Annotated in this window: 21 protein-coding genes; 9 read left to right on the forward strand and 12 right to left on the reverse strand. The window is 38.7% G+C overall.

The genetic code is table 11. The features are described from left to right. Positions 1 to 69: 69 nt before the first annotated feature. The 7 genes from ALW18_16890 to ALW18_16920 all read left to right on the forward strand — a co-directional run bounded on the left by ALW18_16890 (position 70) and on the right by ALW18_16920 (position 12,957). Positions 70 to 1,722, forward strand: coding sequence for a DNA recombination protein RecN (locus tag ALW18_16890; GenBank protein AOE54033.1), 1,653 nt, complete (start codon positions 70 to 72; stop codon positions 1,720 to 1,722). Between the two features lie 63 nt (positions 1,723 to 1,785). After that, positions 1,786 to 2,979: a trans-2-enoyl-CoA reductase gene (locus tag ALW18_16895; protein AOE54034.1), complete on the forward strand. Its 1,194-nt coding sequence runs from the start codon at positions 1,786 to 1,788 to the stop codon at positions 2,977 to 2,979. 272 nt (positions 2,980 to 3,251) lie between these two features. Continuing rightward, the gene (locus ALW18_16900) at positions 3,252 to 8,972 is read left to right on the forward strand and encodes a hypothetical protein (GenBank protein ID AOE54035.1); all 5,721 of its coding nucleotides are present in this window, start codon (positions 3,252 to 3,254) and stop codon (positions 8,970 to 8,972) included. 101 nt (positions 8,973 to 9,073) lie between these two features. Beyond that, the gene (locus ALW18_16905) at positions 9,074 to 10,069 is read left to right on the forward strand and encodes a glycosyl transferase family 2 (protein ID AOE54036.1); all 996 of its coding nucleotides are present in this window, start codon (positions 9,074 to 9,076) and stop codon (positions 10,067 to 10,069) included. Further along, complete coding sequence (locus ALW18_16910) at positions 10,069 to 10,659, forward strand: dephospho-CoA kinase (protein ID AOE54037.1); 591 nt, start codon at positions 10,069 to 10,071, stop codon at positions 10,657 to 10,659. The genes ALW18_16905 and ALW18_16910 overlap by 1 nt, the downstream gene beginning before the upstream one ends. A 65-nt stretch (positions 10,660 to 10,724) precedes the next feature. Further along, complete coding sequence (locus ALW18_16915) at positions 10,725 to 12,227, forward strand: histidine kinase (GenBank protein AOE54038.1); 1,503 nt, start codon at positions 10,725 to 10,727, stop codon at positions 12,225 to 12,227. A gap of 7 nt (positions 12,228 to 12,234) precedes the next feature. Continuing rightward, complete coding sequence (locus tag ALW18_16920; protein ID AOE54039.1) at positions 12,235 to 12,957, forward strand: transcriptional regulator; 723 nt, start codon at positions 12,235 to 12,237, stop codon at positions 12,955 to 12,957. Between the two features lie 33 nt (positions 12,958 to 12,990). Here the strand turns inward: ALW18_16920 and ALW18_16925 are convergent, their stop codons facing one another. From ALW18_16925 to ALW18_16960, 8 genes are all read right to left on the reverse strand, one after another. Beyond that, positions 12,991 to 13,731, reverse strand: coding sequence for an acyl-ACP thioesterase (locus ALW18_16925; protein ID AOE54040.1), 741 nt, complete (start codon positions 13,729 to 13,731; stop codon positions 12,991 to 12,993). Then, positions 13,718 to 14,647, reverse strand: a complete 930-nt coding sequence (locus ALW18_16930; GenBank protein AOE54041.1) for a tRNA delta(2)-isopentenylpyrophosphate transferase — start codon at positions 14,645 to 14,647, stop codon at positions 13,718 to 13,720. Before ALW18_16930 ends, ALW18_16925 begins: the two co-directional genes overlap by 14 nt. Beyond that, positions 14,644 to 15,471 (reverse strand): ion transporter, encoded by an 828-nt coding sequence (locus tag ALW18_16935; protein ID AOE54042.1) that lies wholly within the window; start codon positions 15,469 to 15,471, stop codon positions 14,644 to 14,646. Before ALW18_16935 ends, ALW18_16930 begins: the two co-directional genes overlap by 4 nt. Before the next feature lie 38 nt (positions 15,472 to 15,509). Next, positions 15,510 to 16,874: an exonuclease gene (locus ALW18_16940; GenBank protein ID AOE54043.1), complete on the reverse strand. Its 1,365-nt coding sequence runs from the start codon at positions 16,872 to 16,874 to the stop codon at positions 15,510 to 15,512. A gap of 94 nt (positions 16,875 to 16,968) precedes the next feature. Beyond that, positions 16,969 to 17,628 (reverse strand): alanine racemase, encoded by a 660-nt coding sequence (locus tag ALW18_16945; GenBank protein AOE54044.1) that lies wholly within the window; start codon positions 17,626 to 17,628, stop codon positions 16,969 to 16,971. A 103-nt stretch (positions 17,629 to 17,731) separates the two neighbouring features. Beyond that, positions 17,732 to 18,946 carry a hypothetical protein gene (locus tag ALW18_16950; protein ID AOE54045.1) on the reverse strand — a complete coding sequence of 405 codons (1,215 nt, stop codon included), beginning with the start codon at positions 18,944 to 18,946 and terminating at the stop codon, positions 17,732 to 17,734. 116 nt (positions 18,947 to 19,062) lie between these two features. Then, the gene (locus ALW18_16955; GenBank protein ID AOE54046.1) at positions 19,063 to 19,953 is read right to left on the reverse strand and encodes a 3-hydroxybutyryl-CoA dehydrogenase; all 891 of its coding nucleotides are present in this window, start codon (positions 19,951 to 19,953) and stop codon (positions 19,063 to 19,065) included. Positions 19,954 to 19,996: 43 nt separating this feature from the next. Further along, on the reverse strand, positions 19,997 to 20,962 hold the full coding sequence (locus ALW18_16960; GenBank protein ID AOE54047.1) for an oxidoreductase: 966 nt from the start codon (positions 20,960 to 20,962) through the stop codon (positions 19,997 to 19,999). Positions 20,963 to 21,134: 172 nt separating this feature from the next. On the opposite strand from ALW18_16960, the gene ALW18_16965 reads away from it, so the two are divergent. Next, positions 21,135 to 21,776 (forward strand): protein-L-isoaspartate O-methyltransferase, encoded by a 642-nt coding sequence (locus ALW18_16965; GenBank protein ID AOE54048.1) that lies wholly within the window; start codon positions 21,135 to 21,137, stop codon positions 21,774 to 21,776. 28 nt (positions 21,777 to 21,804) lie between these two features. On the opposite strand, the gene ALW18_16970 is transcribed toward ALW18_16965, so the two are convergent. Then, positions 21,805 to 22,260, reverse strand: coding sequence for a single-stranded DNA-binding protein (locus tag ALW18_16970; GenBank protein ID AOE54049.1), 456 nt, complete (start codon positions 22,258 to 22,260; stop codon positions 21,805 to 21,807). 60 nt (positions 22,261 to 22,320) lie between these two features. After that, positions 22,321 to 22,800 (reverse strand): hypothetical protein, encoded by a 480-nt coding sequence (locus tag ALW18_16975; GenBank protein AOE54462.1) that lies wholly within the window; start codon positions 22,798 to 22,800, stop codon positions 22,321 to 22,323. A 59-nt stretch (positions 22,801 to 22,859) separates the two neighbouring features. On the opposite strand from ALW18_16975, the gene ALW18_16980 reads away from it, so the two are divergent. Further along, positions 22,860 to 23,096, forward strand: coding sequence for a transporter (locus ALW18_16980; protein AOE54050.1), 237 nt, complete (start codon positions 22,860 to 22,862; stop codon positions 23,094 to 23,096). Positions 23,097 to 23,108: 12 nt separating this feature from the next. On the opposite strand, the gene ALW18_16985 is transcribed toward ALW18_16980, so the two are convergent. Beyond that, positions 23,109 to 23,621: a hypothetical protein gene (locus tag ALW18_16985; protein ID AOE54051.1), complete on the reverse strand. Its 513-nt coding sequence runs from the start codon at positions 23,619 to 23,621 to the stop codon at positions 23,109 to 23,111. Further along, on the reverse strand, positions 23,590 to 24,441 hold the full coding sequence (locus ALW18_16990; GenBank protein ID AOE54052.1) for an aldose epimerase: 852 nt from the start codon (positions 24,439 to 24,441) through the stop codon (positions 23,590 to 23,592). Before ALW18_16990 ends, ALW18_16985 begins: the two co-directional genes overlap by 32 nt. Between the last annotated feature and the right edge of the window lie 7 nt (positions 24,442 to 24,448).

A 24,448-nucleotide genomic window follows, 5' to 3' on the forward strand; every position in this document is an offset into this window, starting at 1 on the left:
CTTTTTAAAAATTTCCTTAACCTTATTATTTCCTGCTAAATAGTATATTTGTATTGTATTAGGTAACTTATGCTACAAACACTACACATAAAAAACTTTGCTCTTATAGAGCACTTACATATCGATTTTTCAGACAGGCTATCTACCATAACGGGAGAAACAGGTGCCGGTAAATCTATTTTACTGGGTGCGCTTGGATTAGTAGTTGGTAATCGTGCCGATCTTACGTCGCTTAAAGATAAGGAGCAGAAATGTGTTGTTGAAGCACATTTTAATATTGCCGATTATCACCTCCAGGATTTTTTTGCTGAAAATGACCTGGACTATGAAGATGTAACTATTATCAGGAGGGAAATCTTGCCTTCGGGTAAATCGCGTGCTTTTGTAAACGACAGCCCAGTGAATTTACAGGAACTTCAGCAGCTGGGCACTTATCTTATAGATATTCATTCGCAGCAGCAAACCCGCGAACTTTCTGATGAGCAATACCAGATACAAATACTTGACGCTGTAGCCGGAAACAGGCAAGAAGTTGTGAATTATAAGAAGCAGCTATCGGGTTACAAAGGCATTGTATCACAGCTAAAAAAAATACAGGAACAGAAAGATACTCTTGCCAAAGAGCAGGATTACAATGCTTTTCTTTTACAGGAATTGCTATCGGCCAATTTGGTAGCCGGCGAGCAGGAAGAATTGGAAGGGGAACTTGAGAAACTTAGCAATGTTGAATTTATAAAGGAGTCTATCGGCAAAGCATTAGCTGTTGCTAACGAAGAGCAGATTGGTGTAATTCAGAATCTGAAGGAAATTAAAGCCTCTCTGCAAAAAATAAGCGGAATTTCTGCTGAATATGCAGGTTTCTCTGAAAGGGTGTCAAGCCTGCTTATAGAGTTTGATGATGTTACTGATGAACTTTCGGCAACCTTTGACAAGCTTAGCAACGATCCTGAAAGACTGGAGCTGATCAACCAGAAATTACAGCTTATTTATACGCTTCAGAAAAAACACCAAGTTAGCACTGTAGAAGAGCTTATCGCTATTCAGGAAGCTTTAGACAATAAAGTTTTAATGGCCGATGAGCTTGACGGTACTATAGAAAAATTAACTGCTGACGCCGAAAAGGCTAAAAATGAGATTGATGCAACGGCATTAAAAATTCATGATAAAAGAGCCAAAGCAATACCTGTTCTTACTGAAAAGATCACGATAATACTGGCGCAGTTAGGTATGCCTAATGCCAGGTTTAAATTTGAAATTACGCTTAGCGACAGCTATCATAATAATGGTAAAGACGATATGAGCCTGTTATTCTCTGCTAATAAGGGTACCGACTTTGGGTTGCTTAAAAAAGTAGCTTCAGGAGGGGAGATGTCGCGTATTATGCTGGCTGTAAAAGCAGTATTAGCAGAATATTCTAAACTACCTACAATTATATTTGACGAAATTGACACTGGGGTTTCCGGAGAGATAGCCCACAAAATGGGTGATATAATGAAAGTAATGAGCCGTGGTATGCAGGTTTGGGCTATTACCCACTTACCACAAATAGCAGCCAAAGGCGACCAGCATTATAAAGTACTTAAATTTACCCAGGGTGAAACTACGGTTTCTGAACTTAGGAAACTTTCTCACGAAGAAAGAGTTAGGGAAGTTGCCGAGATGCTTTCAGGCAAAGACATCTCAGAGTCTGCACTTAAGCATGCGGAGGCGCTTCTCAATTAAAAAATAGTATATTTGCCGCTAAATAAAACAAACACACTTATACAGTAATTCCATTATTTGATTATGATTATAGAACCAAGAATGAGAGGATTCATTTGCCTGACAGCCCACCCGGACGGAGCAGCGCAAAATGTAAAGCAACAAATAGAGTACGTTACATCTAAAGGAGCTATTAACGGTGCAAAAAAAGTACTGGTTATTGGTGCTTCTACCGGATTTGGACTTTCATCAAGAATAACAAGCGCTTTTGGAAGCAATGCTTCTACAATTGGGGTGTTTTTTGAAAAACCGCCTACGGAAGGTAAAACAGCTTCTCCGGGATGGTATAATTCTGCGGCTTTTGAAAAAGAAGCTCATGCAGCAGGACTTTATGCAAAAAGCGTTAATGGAGATGCTTTTTCTAAAGAAGTTAAAGAACAGGTAATAAACCTTATCAAAGAAGATCTTGGTCAGATTGACTTAATTATATACAGCCTTGCTTCTCCGGTGCGTATGCATCCTGAAACCGGTGTGCTGCACCGTTCTACACTAAAACCAATAGGTCAGACATTTTCTAACAAAACAGTAGATTTCCATACAGGAAAAGTATCTGAGGTATCTATTGCTCCGGCTGTAGAAGAAGATATTGAAAACACTGTTACCGTGATGGGCGGTGAAGACTGGGCAATGTGGATTGATGCTTTAAAAGATGCAGGAGTACTTGCAGAAGGGGCACTTACAGTTGCTTACTCTTATATAGGCCCATCATTAACTGAGGCTGTTTACAGAAAAGGTACTATTGGCCGTGCTAAAGATCATTTGGAGGCTACTGCTTTTGAAATTTCAGACAAGTTAAAAGATATTAATGGTAAAGCTTATGTTTCTGTAAACAAAGCATTAGTTACTCAGGCAAGTTCTGCTATACCGGTCATTCCTCTTTACATATCATTATTGTATAAAATAATGAAAGAAATGAATATCCATGAAGGTACTATCGAACAGATTCAGCGTCTGTACGCAGATAGGCTATATAGTGGAAATGAAGTGCCTTTAGATGAAAAAGGAAGGATAAGAATTGATGACTGGGAAATGCGCGAGGATGTTCAGGCTAAGGTAGCTGAACTATGGAAAGATGCAGATACGGATAACCTTTCTGAAATTGGAGATCTTGAAGGATACAGAAAAGATTTTTATAATTTATTTGGATTTGATTACCCTGGCGTAGACTATAAGGCAGAGAGTAACGAAATGGTTAACATTGAAAGTATAAAAGAGTAATCATCATAATTTATAGTTTTATAACATTAACAAAAAGCCCCTACAAGGGGCTTTTTGTTGTTAGATTTTTAATAATACCTTAAAACGGGATTTTATTAAAAAATTATTTATTCTCTAAATTGGCTTCACAAAATAAAAGTTTTTGTTCGATAGAAGCTGAAAAGATATAACAAATCAAAATTCTATATAAAAATGGTACTATTTAAAAGGGTGTTTTATAGCACTTATTTTAAATTTTATATTTTTATTAACTTTTAAATTATTAAGGATATATGAAAAAAATTACTTTACTAATTACTATGATGTTATTTTTCGTCACCGGAAGTTTCGCACAGGCTTCGCTCTATACCTTTGCGCAATCTGCCGGAACTTTTGTTCCTATTACAGGAGGAACACTTGTAACTTCTGCGACAGACTATACCCCTGTAATTGATGATTTCAGATCGACACTTTTAACATTTCCTACCCCCTTTGAATTTGGCGGTGTAAGCTATACAAATTTTTCAGTAACCAGTAATGGTCAGTTAGGCCTTGGTACTACTTTGGCATCAGCGGGAAATTACAGGGTTTTAAGTTCTAACACTGGTGGGAATGTTTTTTTTGCGCCTTTCTCTGTCGATCTTACTGCCGGTGCAAGCGGGCTTGCTGAGATCAGGTTTGAGCAGGTAGGTAACGAAATAGTTGTACAATGGCTTAATTTTAGGCGATATGATACATCAGAATCATTTAGCTTTCAGGTGAGATTAAACACAGTAACAAAAGAAATTAAATTTGTGTATGATGGCACGCCTCCTTTTAGTGCAGAGACTTCTGATTATCCGCAGATCGGTATAAAAACGAGTAACAACGCCGGTAATGCTATTGCACTTACGGTAGCTGCAGGTGGTTCATGGAATACGCCAACCGTTGTAAATACTACGGTAACCAATGGAAGTGTTGCGACATTAACAGATGCAACAGGTTTTACAAGTGGATTAACATACACATTTACTCCGCCCACAGGTTGTCCTCCGATTTTATCAGGTGGTGCTGCCAGCCCGGAAGCATTGTCGGCATGTTTAGGAAATGCTCCTGCGGCAATCAGCGTTTCGGGTAATGCTTATATTTATTCGGGAATTGCATACCAATGGCAACAATCAGCAATAACAACACCTGCAACATGGGTAAATGCTGTTGGGGGTGCAGGGGCTAACAGCCTATCTTACGTGCCACCTGTGTTTAACGGTACGGCGATACAATATAGATTAAAAATGACATGTGGAAATACAGAAGTATTTTCAACTCCTACAGTAGTAAGTACCCAATTAGCTCCAACTACGGCCGCATCGGCACTTACTTCATCCAATATATTTAATTACGGTTTTAGTACTTCATGGACTAATGGCAACGGAAATAGAAGGGTAGTTATAATAAGTCCAAATTCAATTACAGATCCGGCTGAAAGTGGACCTGCTTTTGAAGTAAACAATGTTTATGCCGGTTCAGGTCAGCAAATTGTATATGACGGAACAGGAAGTAGTGTTACCATTACAGGTTTAACCTGTGGTACCGCTTACAATGTTAAAGTATATGAATATTTTCGTTGTGGTAGTACAAGTCCGTACAATAATCTGTACGCACCTGCGGGTACTACAAATGCTATTACTGTATCTACAGCTAGTATAGTAACCGCTCCACTACCCGTAGCAAATAATTTTACAGGATTTACAGGTACAAATTTAGGTACAGCAGTACCGGGATGGTATGAGTCGGCTGTATCTACACCTAATGGAAGTACTCCCGTACTTGCAGCCCCAGTTACTTTAAATTCTGCATGGACTGGCAGCGTTGCTTTTGCTAATACAGTTTCTGCCAAGATAAACCTCTTTGCCAGCAATAAGAACGAATGGATTATTAGTCCTAAGATAAATATAACGGCTGCATCGGGAATAAAGTTTAAAGCGGCCATTACAGCGGCTAACGGATCTGGTGCGCATGCAACTAAAATGGATGGTACTGATGATAAGGTTTATGTAATGATTTCTACAGATGGATGTGGGAGAACCTGGACGCCCCTGCATATATTTAGTGCAGCAAACACGACAACACTTACAAATGTATTACAGGATTTTACAGTCGCCATTCCTGAAACCTACGCGGGCCAAACAGTGCAAATTGCATTTGTTGCGACAGACGGTACTGTTGACAATGATAATAACTATGATTTCCATATAGCAAACGTATTTATAGATGTAACGCCTCAGTGTGATACCCCTTCAGTTACTGCTGCAACAAATGTTACTAAAAATTCAGCAACTATAAACTGGACAGAACCTGCTACAGGGACACCTACAGGATATGAATATATAGTTTCTACAACTGATACTTTGCCTACAGGTGTAGGTACTCCAGTTACAGGAACTATTACCAGTGCTAGTATTACTGCCCTGGCAAATGCTACGACATATTATGTTTTTGTGAGAACAGTATGTAATACTGATTTTAGTGACTGGTCTGTGGTAGGAACATTTGAAACTTTCTGCGATTATCAAGATCTTGCAGGAACAACTCCGGGCGAAAGATGTGGCGCAGGTACAGTAGATTTATCGGCGAATTCGCCGGGAGCTCTTTATTGGTTTACAGCTCAAACCGGCGGGGATTTTCTAGGTACAGGTACTACACTTACAACGCCCATTATACAGGAGACAACTAATTTTTATGTGAGTAGTACTTCTCCGGTTACAGGGAAGAATTTCGCTGTAGGTGAAGGTTTAGCTACATCTAATACAAATGGAAATCCTTTTTATTCTAACTGGAGTAATATGCATACACAGCACCTAATATCTGCACAGGAGTTGATTGCAGCGGGTATTACAGCCGGACCTATCAATTCAATTGCTCTTGATATAACATCGGCAGGTACGCTGCCTATGATAGATCTATCAATTAAGATAGGTGCAAGTACAGCGACTTCAATGACTGAATTTACAGATAATACAGGTTTCGCGAATGCGTACGCCAGTGCGTCGTATATGCCTACGGTTGGCGTAAATACATTTACTTTTTCGACACCGTTTACATGGGACGGAACATCAAATATTGTAGTAGAGTTTTGTCATGGTAATCCTTCATCAGAATCTACCATGAGCAGGACAATTAAGATGGATCCTACAAGCTTTGTATCAACGGTAAAAGCTCACGTGGCTGATAATACAGCTGCTTCAGTTGTATGTGGAAACACATCAACTAGTCTGGCATCGCTTTCTTCAAGGCCGAAATTTATATTTAATGCAACCGGTGTATGTCTTTCACCACGCGTAGCTGTCGCTGCTGTTGTAAACACTCCACCTGCATTTACGCTTAGTGCAGATCCTGTAACTATTTGTGTAGGCGAGTCTACAGCACCTGTTACAGTCACAACAGGTGCTGCTGATTATACTGATTTCGTATGGACACCAAATACAGGTGTAAGCGGATCGGCTGATGCAGGATGGATATTTAACCCTTCCGTAACTACGACATATACTTTTCAGGCGTCTTCAGCTACTTGTAATGCTGTCCCGGTGTCAGTCGTTGTTAACGTAAGCGACTTACCTACAGCAATAACGTTAGCAGATGCAAGTTACTGTTCAGGTTCAGTTTCAGCTTCTGTAGGATTGACTCCTTTTGGAGGAACAAATACAACTGTTCTGCTTACAGAGAACTTTAACGCTGCTACTAATAACTGGACAACCGTAAATAATTCTATAGGCGGTACACCTGCAAATGCTGCATGGACATTACAGCCAAACGGGCATGTTTATTCAGGTAATGTTTTCCGTAGTAATGATAATTCTCAATTTTATATATCTAATAGTGATAAACAAGATGGTGGTGATACAGAAACAATCTTAACTTCGCCGGCATTCAGCACCGTTAATTATCAAGCGGTAACGGTTTCATTTTATCATGTTTTTTATGATCCATCTAGCGAAAGTGTCGGATCTGTTGAATTCTCGTCTAACGGGACAGATTGGGTAGAATCCAACGCCTTTACGGGATCGACAGGTAGTTTTACGTCATTTGCTTTAGGAACTGCTATTGTACCTGCAAATTTAATGAACGAGCCTGTTGTTTATGTCCGATTTAGATATGTAGCACCATATACTTATCAATGGGCTATAGATAATGTAACTATATCAGGTCAGAAAAGTTATGGTTACACATGGTCTCCTGCTACAGGGTTGTATACAGATGCTGCGGCTACAACACCGTATGTGGCAGGTACAGCAGCTGCAAAAGTATATGCTAAGCCTATAGTAGAAACAGAATATACTATTACTGCTACTAATCCTGCCGGATGTATAAGCACTGCTACCGCTACGGTTTCACCAACTAGTACAGCTGCACCAACGGTACAGGCTCCTGTACAAACGGTTTGTGACGCTGCTACGGTTGCTAATCTCGTTGCTACAGGTATAGGTATTAAATGGTATACGGAAGCAACTGGAGGCTTTTCTTTATCGCCATCAACATTGCTTACCAACGGTGCGGTTTATTACGGCACACAAACGGTAGAAGGGTGTGAAAGTTCAGAGAGGGTTGCTTTAACTGCGAATATCGTTGTGGCTTCCGCGCCTGTCGTAACAGCTCCAACACAGGCCATATGTACTTCGGGTACGGTTGCTGATTTGGAAGCTGAAGGTACTGGTATTAAATGGTATGCTGCCGCTACAGGCGGAACTGCTCTGGCTGAAGATATAGTTCTGGTAGATGGCACTATCTACTACGCGTCACAAACTTTAGATACATGTGAAAGTTTAACAAGGACAGCGCTTACAGTTAGCATAACGTTAAACAGCGCTCCGACAGTGGATGCTCCGTCTCAAATATTTTGTAATGAAGGTACTATAGCCGACTTGGTTGTTACGGGGACGCAAGTTCAATGGTATACAACTGAAACAGGGGGAACTGCGCTTGCAGAAGATGCAGCCCTTATTAACGGAACTACCTATTATGCTTCACAAACTATCAACGGATGCGAAAGTGTTACCAGAACTCCTAAAAGTGTAGTGTTTAATACTGTTACAGCTCCAACAGGCGATGAAGAACAGGAATTTTGTGCTTCTGCTACACTTGCACAGCTTACTGCTACAGGTACAGGCGTAAAATGGTATAGTGATGCTACAGCAACAACTGTTCTGGCACCGGATACAGCTCTTGTAAGCGGAACTACCTATTATGCTTCCCAAACAATAAATGATTGTGAGGGTGTTTCAAGATTAGGAGTACTTGTATTTATATATAATGTTGTTGCAGATGCTCCAGCAGACGTAGCCAGCTGTAATGAGTACGTTCTTCCTGAGCTGGAAAACGGAGGCTATTTTACACAACCAAATGGTGAAGGAACTGAAGTTGCTGCAGGTACTGTGGTTAGCGAGACTACAACATTCTACGTATATACTTCTGAAGGTAATAGTATCGTTTGTGATGATGAAAATTCATTTCAGGTTATTATAACATCTGTTCCGGCTCCCGGCGGAAATACTACGCAGACTATAAACGCTGCTACAGCTGATACTGCAACAATTGAGGATATTGAGATTATTCAGATTTTAGGTAGTACAGTAACATGGTATGCTTCTCAGGAAGATGCTGAATCAGGAACCGATCCGCTTCCGGCTGGCACGCTACTTGAAGAAGGCGTCACTTACTATGCAACACAAACGGTAGGCGAATGTACAAGTGCTGCAATATTAGCAGTAACGGTAGATATCGTTCTTGGTAGGGATAATTTTGATAGTAAAGCATTCACATATCATCCAAATCCGGTAACAGACATACTGAATATTTCTTACTCGTTTGAGATTACTTCGGTAACCGTTTACAATTTGTTAGGACAACAGGTTGTAAATAAAAAAACTAATGCTAATGAGGTTAAGATAGATATGTCGGGTCTTGCAGATGCTGCTTACATAGTAAATGTAGTCGCAGGCAACACGGCAAAAACAATTAAAGTCATTAAAAAGCAATAGTTGTATATAGCCCGTTAATAACCTTTCGGACTAAAATTAAAGCCACCATTTTTGGTGGCTTTTTTTATTATAAACAGTAACTTTGTTAAAAAATAAAACAAATGTTTTTTTCCCTTATAATACCTGTATTCAACAGGCCGGATGAAGTGCAGGAACTCCTGGAAAGCCTGACAGTTCAGACTTTTAAAGAAGATTATGAAATTGTAATTATTGAAGACGGGTCTTCTATACCATGCAAGGATGTGGTAGATGCATACAGCAGCAAATTACATATTTCGTATTATTTTAAGCCAAATAGCGGACCGGGCGATTCGAGAAATTACGGCATGCGTATAGCAAAAGGCGATTACTTTATAATTTTGGATTCAGACTGTATCATTCCGCTTGGGTATATGCAAAGCGTATCAGAAAACTTAAAGTCGTATTATGTTGACTGTTTTGGCGGGCCGGATGCTGCTCTCGACAGCTTTAGTGATGTGCAAAAGGCAATCAATTTTTCGATGACTTCTTTCCTCACTACGGGTGGAATTAGGGGTAAATCGGAAAAAATTGAAAAATTTCAACCAAGGAGTTTTAATATGGGCTTGTCTAAAAAGGCATTTGAAGCTTCCGGAGGCTTTGGGCATATACATCCTGGGGAAGACCCCGACCTTTCTATCCGTCTTTGGAAAATGGGTTTTGAAACACGTTTATTTGCTACCTCATTTGTATATCACAAACGTAGAATTGACTGGGAAAAGTTTCACCGTCAGGTGAATAAGTTTGGAAAGGCAAGGCCAATTCTCGACGCATGGCATCCGGAATATAAGAAAATAACCTTTTTATTTCCGTCTCTCTTTATGATAGGAATAGTAGTATCAATAATTTTATTGTTAATTAATGTACAATTCCCGATGTATCTATATATTTTGTACATAGTTTTACTCTTTGTTGTATCGTCTGTTCAAAATAAAAGCTTAAAGATTGGAGTACTATCGATTATTGCAACATTTATCCAGTTTTACGGATATGGCATTGGCTATTTAAAGTCGTTTGTACTGGTACAAATTTTGAGGAAAGAACCAAAGGCAGCATTTCCGGAATTATTTTTTAAGTAATGGCAAAAATCATAGGGCTTACAGGGGGTATCGGCAGTGGCAAAACTACCATTGCAAACTATTTTAAATCGTTAGGTATACCGCTTTATATCGCTGATGACGAGGCAAAAGCTATTCTGTATACGCCTGAGGCAGTTGAAGAAGTAAGGAAAGTTTTTACAGAGGATGTGTTTACAGATGGCCTGCCGGATAGGGCAAAGCTGGCTGCTGTAGTATTTAGCAATCCGGATAAGTTGAAAGTGCTTAATGGCATTATTCATCCGAAGGTTGCAAAACATTTTACAGCATGGAAAAAGCAGTATGAAAACGAGAAATTTATAATGCGCGAAGCCGCCATACTTTTTGAAAGCGGGAGTTATAAAGACTGCGATAGTGTAATACTGGTAACTGCGCCTGTCGAAATTAGGATGCAAAGAGTAATGCAACGTGACAAGGTAACAAGGGAAAAGGTGCTTGAGAGGATGAATAATCAATGGAGTGATGAAAAAAAGGCTGCCCTGAGTAATTATATAATAACTAACATTAAACTTGAAGAGGCTAAAGAACAAGCGGTTGAAATTCTTAAAATTCTAAATAAAATTGAAAATTAGGGGGTGCTGTTAATGTTTGGTTAATATTTTTTAGCTATAAATGTTAAAATGTTAATTTTGTAAGGATGAATAAAACTAGATTTCGTTTACTGGTATTTTTTATGAGCTTGTCCCTTATCGGGATCATACTGGTACAACTTTATTGGGTTAATATATCTTTCAAAAGCAGCGACCAGCAATTTCAATACAGGGTAGGGCATATTTCTGACAGGGTTGTTTACAGACTGGAAGATCAGGAACTACGTAAGTTCTTAGACGTATACGATAACTTTACAAAAACGTACGGTCATGAACCTTCAAGAAAAGAGCTTAAAAAGGTATACGAGCGCAATAACAGGAAAAGGCAGGGAAATATTATTTATGCCGATAATGTTACAGGAGGGGATTACTCCGAAAATTACGCCGATACCAATGCTGATAGTAAAAAAGAAAAGAAGTCTGCAAAATTACAGGCTAACAATATAGATTACGAGAAGAGAACGCTGTTGTATAATAATACCCTGTATCTGCAGGATTTCAGAGAATACAATACAATAGAAACATGGGTAACAAAAGATGTAGTATATGGAATGATTGCATCGGAACTGAAAAGTTATGATGTAAATACCGATTTTGAATTTGCCATTTATAAAGATGAGCTGGCAACAAAAATTAAGTCGGATAATTTCTCTTACATCGAAAACAACCTGTTTGAGTTTCCGGTCTTTGAAGATCCTGATGGTGCAACACGTTTTGCATTATTAATGAGCTTTCCGAAAAAAGAGACGTTTCTTATTAGTGAAATATTGGGAATAACGTCATTGTCTATAATATTTACGCTGATCATTATAATTGCTTATTTAAGCGCGATCAACCAGCTTATCAAGCAAAAGCAGATATCAGAGATTAAGACGGATTTTATCAACAATATGACGCATGAGTTCAAGACTCCTATTGCAACGATTAACCTTGCTTTAGATTCGATAAGGAACCCAAAGATATTTGGAGATGCAGAGAAGGTGCAGCGGTACCTGCAAATGATAAGGGATGAAAATAAACGAATGCATGCACAGGTAGAAAATGTGCTGCAGATATCAAGGCTGGACAAGAAAGAGCTTGATATAACGAAAGACCAGGCCGATATTCATGATGTTATTGAAGGAGCCATAGAACATGTTCATTTAATTGTTGAAGCAAGGCACGGAACCCTTACAAGGCACTTTGATGCTCAAAGGACTACTACCTTATTGAACGATGTGCATTTTACGAATGTTCTTGTTAATATATTAGATAATGCTATCAAATATTCTCCTGATGAACCCGTTATAGATATATACACGGAGAATGTTAAAGACTTTATCCTGATTAAAATAAAGGATAACGGACTGGGGATGTCAAAGGTTGTGCAGAAAAGGATTTTTGAGAAATTCTACAGGGAACATACCGGAGACCTGCATAATGTAAAAGGGCATGGCTTAGGTCTTGCATACGTAAAAAGAATAATAGACGACCATAATAGCCACATTTACGTGGAAAGTGAAAAAGGAAAAGGGAGCACCTTTATAATAAAAATGCCATTAATAAATTAAAAAAAATATGGAAGAAGCAAACAAAAAGATTCTGTTAGTTGAAGACGATCCGAACTTTGGAGCGGTACTTAAAGACTACTTGTTAATCAACGATTTTGATGTTACATTAGCTAAAAACGGAATGGAAGGCTTTGAGAAATTCAAGAAAGACAATTTTGATCTTTGTATTCTTGACGTAATGATGCCTTACAAAGACGGATATACACTTGCAAGAGAGATCAGGGAGAAAAATAAAGAAGTGCCTATTATTTTCCTTACTGCAAAATCTATGAAAGAAGATGTATTGAAAGGTTATAAAGTTGGTGCAGATGACTACCTTAACAAACCTTTTGACTCTGAGGTGCTTTTAATGAAAATTAAAGCTATCATCCAGAGAAAAGCATCTGAAACTAAAACAGACAATTCGAAATTTGAATTCCAGATTGGTAAATTCCACCTGAACTCAAAACTTCGTTTTCTTACGTTTGATAAAGATGAGCCGATAAAACTATCGCCAAAAGAAAATGAGTTGCTTAAAATGCTTGCATTGCATGAAAACGACCTGATGCCGAGAGAACTTGCGCTTACCAAAATATGGAGAGACGACAACTACTTTACATCAAGAAGTATGGACGTGTACATAGCTAAACTTAGAAAATACCTTAAACAGGATGAAGATGTAGAAATACTAAACATTCACGGTGAAGGATTCAGACTTGTTATTAAAAACAAGGTTACTGAAGAGAAGTAATAAAAAAGCCCGAAAGGGCTTTTTTATTTTTTGTTATTTCCAGTTCAGTTCCAATGCAAAACTTGGCTTGTCATCTTTGCTAACAGAAAAGAACGTTTGTTTATCCTCTGTTGCTGTATGTATTTGTATAGTATCGTTCATCATAAGTTCGCGCATATAGTTCATGTCGAAACTTTTTAGCTGCTGCCTTAATATCGGCTTGTAGTCTATGCTGTCAAGGCACCATTCAAGGTATTTTACGTTGTTGGCGTGAAATACAATGTCAAGGTCAGACAGTACTACTTTTTTCTCGGCTATCAAAAAGCTTTCGCGTTGCAGGTTTACTTTTTTAAACGATTCAACAGTAGCTTCCCTGTCAGGGTATTTTTCAAAGTGCTCGTGCGGCAGCGCAAGAGCCTCTGCTTTTCTAAGCTTTGTATTAAAAACAGCCCAATACGTAACAGACCCTACAATTTTTTTATCGCCAATATACATTTCCAGCGCACGTATAGAACGTGATCCCTGTAAATCGTATATCCAGGTCTTTACAGTTACTATATCCCGCCATTTAGGTAACTCTTCAATTTCTACACGCATGCGGCTTAAAACCCAGGCCTGGTTAAATTCCTGCATATCTGTAAAGCTTAGTCCTCCATGTTCGGCATGGTATCCGGCTGTAAGTTGCAGCAGGTTACATAACTCTGTATGCTTAAGCAATCCGTTGGGTGTGCATTGCAGGAAATTAATTTCCCAATCGTGTGAGTAAACCGACGTAAACTGATCAGATATTGGCATGTGTTTGTGTTTCTATGTAATTAATAATTTCACCGGCGGGCGTAGTAAAGTCAAACCATTTAGCAGCTTCGTTACGCTTAAACCAGGTCATTTGCCTTTTAGCAAAACGGCGGGTATTCTTCTTTATTTCCTCAAGGGCAAAGCCAAGGGTAAATTCTTCATCAAAGTGACTGAACAATTCACGGTACCCAACAGTTTGCAGGGCATTTAGTTTTTTGTGAGGATATAAATTTTTCGCTTCATCTAGCAGTCCGGCTTCAACCATTATATCAACTCTTTGGTTAATCCGGTTATACATCAATTCCCTGTCGGCTTCAAGCCCTATAACAATAGGAGTAAAGCTACGGCTGTTTTTCTTGATATTAAGGAAGGATGAGTATGGCTTTCCGCTGCCGATACAAACTTCAAGGGCACGCATTAGGCGCTGCGGATTCTCTTTTGCTACGTTTTCGTAATGTACAGGATCGAGCTTTTGCAATTCCTGTTGCAGGTATTCAATGCCCTGTTGCTCATAATTCGCAACAATTTCCTCCCTGACAGAAGGATCAACATCAGGAAAATCGTCAAACCCTTTTAATACAGCATCGATATACAATCCTGATCCTCCAACCATAACCGCAAAATCGTTAGTCTGATAAAGTTTATCAAGCTTATTTAAGGCATCGCGCTCAAAATCACCAACATTGTATTCGTCAAAGATGCTTATGTTTTGGATAAAATGGTGTTTAGCAGCTTCCAGTTCTTCATTTGAGGGTACAGCTGTACCAATAGCCATTTGTTTAAAAAACTGCCTGCTATCGGCTGAAATGATTTCGCATTTAAAATGCTTAGCAATTTCTATGGCCATAGCGGTTTTGCCAATCGCAGTTGGGCCAACAACAGTTATAAGGTATTTTGTGTGTAGAGAAGTATTCATTGTTCATTTAGGTGATGACCGCAGTTGTAGCAAAAATGTGCATCGTCGCGGTGTTTGTCGGCACTGCAATTAGGGCATACCTGAGTATTAAGGTTTACTTTTTTCTCACGCATTAATTCTGCTGTAACCAGTCCGGTCGGCACGGCTATAATTCCGTAACCCAGGATCATAACCAAAGCAGATATAAACTGACCAAAAGGAGTAGTAGGGGTGATGTCGCCAAAACCAACGGTGGTAAGTGTTACGACAGTCCAGTAAACACTAATGGGAATGCTGGTAAAACCATGTTCGGGGCCTTCTATCATGTACATTAAGGTACCAATAATGATGCACAGTACGAGTACACTAAACAGGAATACCGCAATTTTAGCCCTGCTGGTTTTTATAGCGCTAACCAATTGGTTTGATGCGCCTACAAAATGTGCCAGTTTCAATATCCTGAAAACACGTAAAAGTCGCACCGCCCTTATGGATAGTAAAAATCCTGATCCTGGGAAAAGCAACCCGACATATTTTGGTAACGTAGCCAGTAAGTCGATTATGCCATAAAAGCTAAAAATGTAATGCCAGGGTCTTTTAACGGCTACAATACGTGCAATATATTCAAGTGTAAAAACTACGGTTACGATCCATTCTATGATTGCGAGCGTTTTACCGTAGCGAATTTTTATGCTCGCAACACTCTCCAGCATTACAGCTATAATACTCACAACAATAACTGCCAGCAATATCAGGTCAAATAACTTGCCTGCTTTACTGTCGGCCTCATAAATTACAGTATGGAGCTTCTTCCGGAAATCGTCAGATATAATGCCGTTTTTCAATTGGGAGTGGATTTGCTATATCAAAAATAAGGAATCTCTTAAAAACGTACTATTTTTAAGCCTTTCTTTTTTCGCATGTAGCTCTGTATTATTTTTTTTGCATCCTTATTATTTTCCATTGGTATAAGAATGTTTTTAAGAATGTCTATGTTGTTTATCTGGTAGTTAAGATTGTAGAAAGCATAGCCTTTATAAACACCGTTCTCTATAAGTATGGCACTACGCTCATCAATAGCACGGCCCCTGTCTATAATGATCATGCTCTGGTTGTGAAAACTGTTGTTATTTATAAACTCCATAACACGTGCATTGTATTCTTCGGGTGCTTCATGTCCAAGGCATGCACCGTTACAGTTGCCCAACTCATGCGGAAAACAGTTTTCTTTATCGGAAGCTGTAATGTCGTTTATCTTCTGGCAAAGCTTGTATTTTTCAACAATAGCAAACAATGCATTTCTTCCTTCAACGATACCCGGAAATGAAACAATATCTTTTTTACGGTTATCTGTTTTCTGAAGTTTCAGGCAAATGTAGCCGTGTTCATCTTTTTCGGCATATAAAGACCATGGGAATTCCGTTTTCTTTAGCGCACGGTTTAAAGACGGCTTGTTTACTTTTATTTCCTGGCATTCTTTAAGCAAGGCGATAAGTTCGCTGCCGGTTTCTTCATACTGAACAGAAAACGCTTCACGTTGAAGCCTTTTCGATTTTCGCGATAAGCTTGTGAAATGTTGGTTGACCCTCTTTTTTATATTACGGCTTTTGCCGAGATAAATAAGTTCGCCGCTTTCTTTGTAGATATAATAAAGGCCTGTAACCGAAGGTATATTTTCAACAAGATCCAGAAGTTTAGGCGAAATACCTTTTTTCTGTTCTGTTTTTATAAGCCCGGTAAGGATTTCTTTTTCTGTGTCTTTAGCAAGCAATAGCTTAAAAAGCTGAACCGTTGCCATAGCATCGCCTGTAGCACGGTGCCTGTCGCTCATTGGTATGCCCAATGCGCGTACCAGTTTGCCAAGGCTGTGCGATTTTTGTTCGGGAAGTAATTTTTGGGAAAGCTCAACAGTACAAAGTGTTTGCTTTTCAAAGTCGTATCCCAGGTTTTTAAACTCTGTACGGAGCACGCGATAGTCAAACTGAGCGTTGTGAGCAACAATAATGCATCCTTCGGTGATCTCTATAATACGTTTTGCAACCTCATAAAACTTAGGTGCGCTACGCAGCATGGCATTATTAATGCCTGTTAACTTTACAACAAAAGGCTGTATGGTTTTTTCGGGGTTTACAAGGCTAATAAACTGGTCTACAACTTCGTGGCCATCAAACTTATAAATGGCAATCTCAGTAATCCCTTCTTCATTAAATTGTCCTCCGGTCGTTTCTATGTCAAGTATTGCGTACAAAAAAAGTGTAAAGTTTTATGTTGAGTTTATGGTTACAAAGTACGTAAATTTCAGCTATCCTGTATCTCCAAAAGTAAATTAACTGATATTGTCTTTACCTGCCGCCAAATATGCTGCTGCCAATACGTACCATAGTGCTTCCGCAGGCAATTGCAATTTTGTAATCGCCACTCATACCCATACTTAAAGTTGATAATTGGCAGTTATTCGTTACCTGTTTACAGGCGTTGTCGAAAGTAGATTTTAAGTGTGTGAATTCTTTTTTGATCTGGTTTTCATCTTCGGTAAATGTAGCCATACCCATAAGTCCGGTTACCTTGATATTTTCCATCTGCTTAAATTCTTCCGAAGCCAATAATTCCTCAAGCTCACTTTCGTCCATGCCGAATTTTGTTTCCTCTTCGGCAATATGCATTTGTAATAAACAGTTTATAGTGCGATTATTTTTCTTCGCCTGTTTGTTTATTTCTGCCAATAGTTTAAGGCTGTCCACGCCATGTACCAGGCTAACAAAAGGTGCCATATATTTTACCTTATTGGTCTGCACGTGGCCTATCATATGCCATTCAATATCCTTCGGCATCTCGTCATATTTGCCTGCCATCTCCTGAATCTTATTCTCGCCAAAAATGCGTTGCCCTGCGTTGTATGCTTCAAGAAGATCGGGTACAGGCTTGGTTTTAGATACCGCTACAAGCGTTATGTGCTCAGGAATTGTAGCTTTTATTTCGAGTAAGTTTGATTGTATTGACATATTGATACACTTGATTTTTGATTGTTCGAATTGGGAACCGATAAATTTACAGCTATTAAATAAGAAATGAATCTATCTTTCGGTACGCTAGGTAGCAGGATAATTAAAGTTCATAGACCACAAGTCCGCTCCTGAATTTAGGTTCGATATATGTACTCTTAGGTGGCATAATAAGATTATTATCGGCAAGGTCTTTTATCTCGCTGATGCTTGCCGGATATAACATAAAACCAACCTCATACTCATCTTCGTCTATCATCTGCTTTATAAGAGTGATAGGTTTGCTTCCGGGAATGTATTCAATCCTGCTGTCATTACGTAAATCGGTAATGCCTAAAAGAGGATGCAATACTTTTTCGTAAAGAATCTGTGCATCTAATGCTTCTAATGTTGAATCAAATGTTTTATCCTTTAGCTGTAAAGCATAAAACTCGCCATCAAGGTACATTCCGAAACTGAATTTAGCTTCGGGTTTCCATAGTTCCTGAGCTTTATTTTCTACCGAGAAGTTTTTTGATAATGCCGATAGAAACTGCTGCTTTGTTAAGCCGTTAAGGTCGTGAATTATGCGATTATATTCGTATATTTTTAAGTCGTTTTCAGAGATAAGAAAACTCATAAAGTAATTAAGGTTCTCGTTGCCTGAATCTTTGTCCTGCTCATATAACATTTCTGCCGATGCCGAACGGTGGTGGCCATCAGCAATGTATAGACTTTCGATGTTTGCAAACTGTTCCTGAATCCATCGTATTTCGGCTTCATCTTTAATTCGCCATAAAATATGCTTATCCCTGTTTAGGGAAGAGAAAAGGTACAACGGGCGTTTTTGCTTTTTGGTAACGATCCATTGTTCTATCTCAGGGTTTTCCGGATAGGTTATCAGTACAGGTTCCGTGTTGAAGCCTGTTTGGTGAAGGTAATCTTTAAAATATTCAACACGGTACAGAAGGGTGTCTTCGTGTTTTTTAATGACATTATTTTGGTAATCTTCAATAGAAGTCCCGGCAATGATTCCTGTATACACCCTGTTTTTACTCTGAATCTCGTAAAGAAAAAAAACGGGTGCCGCTTCCTGTTTTAATATATGTTCCTCTTTAAATTCTTTGTATTTGGTGCTGACCGATTTAAACCTGACTAAAGAAGCAGTTTTCTCCATGTTCTTGTAAGCCGGCTTAAGTACATGCAAAAATGAAAACGGATTATAATCCAACTGTGACGCCAGTTCTGCCGGGCTGTATTCATCATACGAACGCGATGTTACAAGGCTTACCTTATCGCGCGAAGGACGCACCGCTTTAAAAGGAACTATTTTTGCCAAAGCATTTATGTTTAAAGTTTCAGATTTCAGGTTAAAGTAAAGTTCAGTCCCAACAAAATGTGCGACTGAACTTTATATGTTTATCAGTACAGCGAACTGCGACTTAAAACTGCATACTATTTAGTAAACATTGCTGCTACTTTCTCTGCTTTTTTGCTCTCTTTGTAATCATAGAAACCTTCGCCCGATTTAACACCAAGCTTACCGGCCATTACCATGTTAACCAATAAAGGGCATGGAGCATATTTAGGATTTTTAAATCCGTCGTACATTACATTAAGTATAGAAAGGCATACATCAAGTCCTATAAAATCAGCAAGCTGAAGCGGGCCCATTGGGTGCGCCATCCCCAGTTTCATAACCGTGTCTATTTCGTAAACACCTGCAACACCGTTGTAAAGTGTCTCTATAGCTTCGTTGATCATGGGCATTAGAATGCGGTTTGCTACAAAACCAGGGTAGTCGTTAACCTCTACAGGTACTTTACCCAGTTTTTCAGAAAGCTCCATGATGCTTTTGGTAACCTCGTCGGACGTGTTATAGCCACGGATAATTTCTACTAGTTTCATAATGGGTACAGGGTTCATAAAGTGCATACCAATAACTTTATCCTGCCTGTTAGTTACCGCCGCAATCTGCGTGATAGATATTGAAGATGTATTGGTTGCAAGAATAGATTTCTCATCGCAAAAACTACTAAGGTCTTTAAATATGCGCAGTTTAAGCTCAACATTTTCAGTTGCTGCTTCTACTACAAGATCGGCGTTTACCACACCGTCTTTAATATCGGTATAAGTAATGATATTAGTTATTGTTCTGGCTTTATCTTCTTCGGTAATAGTGCCTTTAGCAACCATACGGTCAAGATTGGCAGCAATAGTTGCCATACCTTTGTCTAAAGATTTTTCCGAAATGTCAATTAGCTTAACGTTAAAGCCGCTTTGTGCAAAAGTATGGGCAATACCATTCCCCATAGTTCCTGCACCTATAACTGCAATATTTTTCATTCTGTTTGTTGTTTGTTATGTAGGGTTTGTTTGTTGTCTTTGATTACTTCTTAAAACAATCTATAATCCTGTAAGCTACACGTAATGCCTCTGTACCATCTTCAAGGGTTACAATAGGCGTAGTGCCATTGGTTATTGCGTCAGAAAAAGTTTCCAGTTCATCCAGTATAGCATTGTTTACCTCAATATCCGGATTTTCAAAATAAATCTGCTTTTTAATGCCTTCTGCGTTTTGAAGGATCATATCAAAATCGCCCGGAATTTCAGGAGCATCTTTCATTTTAACTACTTCACATACCTTATCTAAAAAGTCTACAGAGATATAAGCATCCTTTTGAAAGAAGCGCGACTTACGCATGTTCTTTAAGGAAATACGGCTGGAGGTAAGATTGGCAACACAACCGTTCTCAAACTCAATACGTGCGTTGGCAATATCGGGGGTATCACTAATAACCGATACACCGCTGGCATTAATTAGCTTTACTTTAGATTTTACTACACTTAAAATAACGTCAATGTCGTGAATCATTAAATCCAAAACTACAGGAACATCAGTACCACGCGGATTAAACTCTGCAAGGCGGTGTGTTTCAATAAACATCGGGTTTTCGATCTTGTCTTTAGTAGATATGAAAGCAGGGTTAAAACGCTCTACGTGTCCCACCTGCCCTTTTACGTTATGCTTTGTAGCAAGATTTATAAGCTCGTCGGCTTCTTCTACGGTATTTGCTATAGGCTTCTCTATAAATACATGCCTGCCTGCCTCAATAGCTTCTTTAGCACAGTCAAAGTGCGAAAGGGTAGGGGTTACAATATCTACAACATCTACGGCTGCTATCAGCTCGCTTATGGTATTAAATTTACGGTAGCCAAATTCGGCTGCCACTTTATCTGCATTATCACTGTTCGGGTCAAAAAAACCTACAAGATCATATTTTTCAGACTGGTTAAGCAGCCTCAGGTGTATTTTCCCAAGATGCCCTGCGCCCAATACGCCAACTTTAAGCATAAGAATATATTTTGAAAACAAAAATACTATTATTTGTCTTGATATTACAAAAAGGGGTAATCAAAAAAATGCCGCTGTAGTATTGCTTTTTTAAATAATGTTGTGAGGTAACAATAAGGTTTGACATTACCATATTGTTTGCTATTTTTACCAAAAAAATATTCGCTTACCATTGAAAGATACAGCAAAACATCAAGGACTTCGCAATCAGCTTGCAGCAGTTTTGGAGCAAAAGGGCATTACCGATAGAAATGTCCTGGAAGCGATAAAAAAAGTGCCGCGCCACCTTTTTCTTAATTCCAGTTTTGAAGATTACGCCTATCAGGACAAAGCATTCCCTATAGGTGCCGGTCAGACTATATCGCAACCTTACACTGTTGCCTTTCAATCGCAATTGCTTCAGGTAGAAAAAGGGCACCAGGTATTAGAAATAGGTACAGGTTCCGGGTATCAAACAGCAGTTTTATGCGCTATGGGAGCCAAGGTGTTCAGTGTAGAAAGACAAAACGAATTGTTCAAAACAACATCGCTTTTACTACCTAAATTAAATATCAGGCCAAAACATCTTTCTTTTGGAGATGGTTATAAAGGTCTTCCTAACTACGCACCTTTTGACAGCATTATCGTAACCGCAGGCGCACCGTTAATACCTAAGCCCCTAATGGCACAGTTAAAAATAGGTGGCAGGCTGGTTATACCTGTTGGCGAAGATCCGCAGATCATGACAATGCTTATCCGTAAAAATGAAACACAGTTTGAAAAGCATGAATTTGGAGAGTTCAGGTTTGTACCGCTCCTTGAAAATAAAAACTAAAAGAGGCCTCAATTTTTGAGGCCTCTTTCTATTTGAATTCTTTTTTAATCCTGTCTATATCGCGTTTGCTATCGCGCTCTTTCATTGTTTCCCGCTTGTCGTAGTTCTTTTTACCGCGTGCAAGTCCAATATCAAGTTTAGCGATACCTTTCTCGTTTGTAAATAACTTTAGCGGAATTATAGTAAGCCCTTTATTCTGTACGCTTTTTAAAAGGCTTTTAAGTTCTTTTTTATTTAGTAATAGCTTACGTTCGCTTTTTGGTGTATGGCTAAAGCTTCGGCTATATGCGTATTCTTCAATGTTTGTATTAATTGCAAACAACTCGTGCTCGTGAAATTCGCAAAAACTTTCGGCAATAGAAGCCTTGCCCAAACGAATGGATTTTATTTCAGAGCCGGCAAGCACAATACCTGCTGTAAAGGTTTCAATTATTTCATAATCAAACCTTGCTCTCTTGTTTAGTATGTTAACCGTTTTTTGCATAAGGATTGCAAAGGTAAGTACAATAGTTTAATGCCGCAACTGTAAGATTAGTTACAATTTTTATAAAATTTTTACGCTGTGCGTAACTATGTCTCCTTTTACAGTTACAATATATAACGTTCCGAATTCAGATTCATCAATTTCAGCATATTTATTTTCGTTCAGCAACTTATTTATGTGATTGGGAAGTGTGTTGCTATGACCAACAATTAGTACAGATTTGCCTCTGTGTATTTCTGCAACCGATTTTAAATTCAATTGCGACGGATTATACGAATTAATATTAAGGCCAAGCTTTTCGGCTAACGGTGTTGCGGTTGCTAAAGTACGTTTGTATGGAGTAGCATAAATGGCAGAAATATTTCTATCACTAAAAAAGGCTCCCCATTTTTTGGCACGCACTTTTCCGGCTTCAGATAATTCTGTGTCCTTAGTGGCGTCTGCTTTTTCAGCATGCCTTATAAGATATAGAGTGGTGGTTTCCTGAGCCTGTAAGGTAGTCATAAATAAAAGTATTGCTAGGGTGCAAAGATATTTCATAGTTACTTTCTTCATTTACAATATAAGTACCCTATTTCATTATTTGTTACATTTACACTATGGAAAACAAAGTTTCAAACGATCCGCTGCACGGCATCACGCTTAAAAAAATATTGGAAGACCTTGTTGGCTTTTACGGCTTCGATACATTAGGTGAACTCATTAAAATAAAATGCTTTAATGAAAATCCCAGTGTAAAATCAAGCCTTACCTTTTTACGTAAAACCGAATGGGCGCGCAAAAAAGTAGAAGAGCTTTACATAAGAACGCTTCCTAAACTAAAAAATCTTCCATAAGGAAGATTCTATTTATTCTGCGGTTACTGTAATAGTTTTTGATACAGGTATGGTACTTGCTGTAAGAAAGTTTAGTACGTATGTTCCGGGAGTAGAAGCTGTAAAAGTATAAGGCTGCGTTGCGGTTATATCTTTAAACCCACAATCACATCCTTCATAATCTACAAGTATTTTAATGTCTTTAGGAAAATTGGTAGTCTCGGTAAACTTGTTGAACTTGCCACATGAACCAAGAGGCGTATATTTTACTTCCAGCGTTATCGGTGTGTTTACGGTAGTTTCAGATGGGCCGCTTACACCCGTAGCTGCAGTATTTAAAGATCTGAAGCAGTAATCACTGTTGCTGTCATCACTAACAGTACAGGCAGCTCCTATACCCGATAATAGTACTAAAAAAGCAATAAGCTTAAATTGAATTGTTTTCATAACTTGTTTTTCTGTTTTTTCAAATAAGATGCAAATTCCGTAAATAGGTTGCGCAGACGCTATAAATTTAACGTAAAATCGCGATTGAAAAAGAAGCATTAAACTCTTCATCAGGTTGCAATGTGACAATGCCTTCTTTTTTTAAAAAATCCCCATCAGCATCATAACTGTCAGAGTAGCCCTGCCAGGGTTCTATGCATATAAAAGGTGCATCCTGTTTGGTCCATATTCCTAAGTGCGGAAAATCGCTAAAGGTAACTTTCAGGAAAGCCGTACCATCTTTTTTTATTTCAATAAAATCAGATTGAACCGATTTAAAGATAAGGGCATCGTCCTTAAACAGATAGTAAGATAATTTAACTTCGCCGTTGTTTGCGGCGATGCTAACTGTTGTATCAGATATAAGGTCGTTTTCAAGCTGGCTACTTACTAGTGGTTCTTCTTTTTCAAAATGCAGGCTATAGTCGTTAAAATTTCCTGACAGTGCAAAGGCAGGATGTGCACCTAATGAAAAAGGCATTTCGACATCGCCTGTATTTCTAACAGTATAGTCTAAAGTTAATTTTTTATCCTGAAGTGCATATTTCAATTCCAGTTCAAAATCAAAAGGAAAATGTTTTTTAGTTTCATCGTTTGGTGTTAACGAAAAGATTACACTCCTGCTGTCGTGTTCTTTTACTTTAAATCGGTTATCTCTTGCAAAACCGTGGCGGCTCATGCTATATTTCTTATCATTTAGGGTATAAGAATTGTTTTTCAGCGTCCCAACAATAGGAAATAAAATAGGGGAGTGCTTACCCCAAAAATCAGGGTTGCCCTCCCACATATATTCGTTACTACTGTCTCTTAAAGATATAAGTTCTGCGCCCTGCGGATTGATAACTGCAGTAAGTGCATCATTAGTAATAGTGATATTCAAAGCTATA

The sequence above is a fragment of the Flavobacterium psychrophilum genome (assembly GCA_001708385.1).
Lineage (GTDB): Bacteria > Bacteroidota > Bacteroidia > Flavobacteriales > Flavobacteriaceae > Flavobacterium > Flavobacterium psychrophilum_A.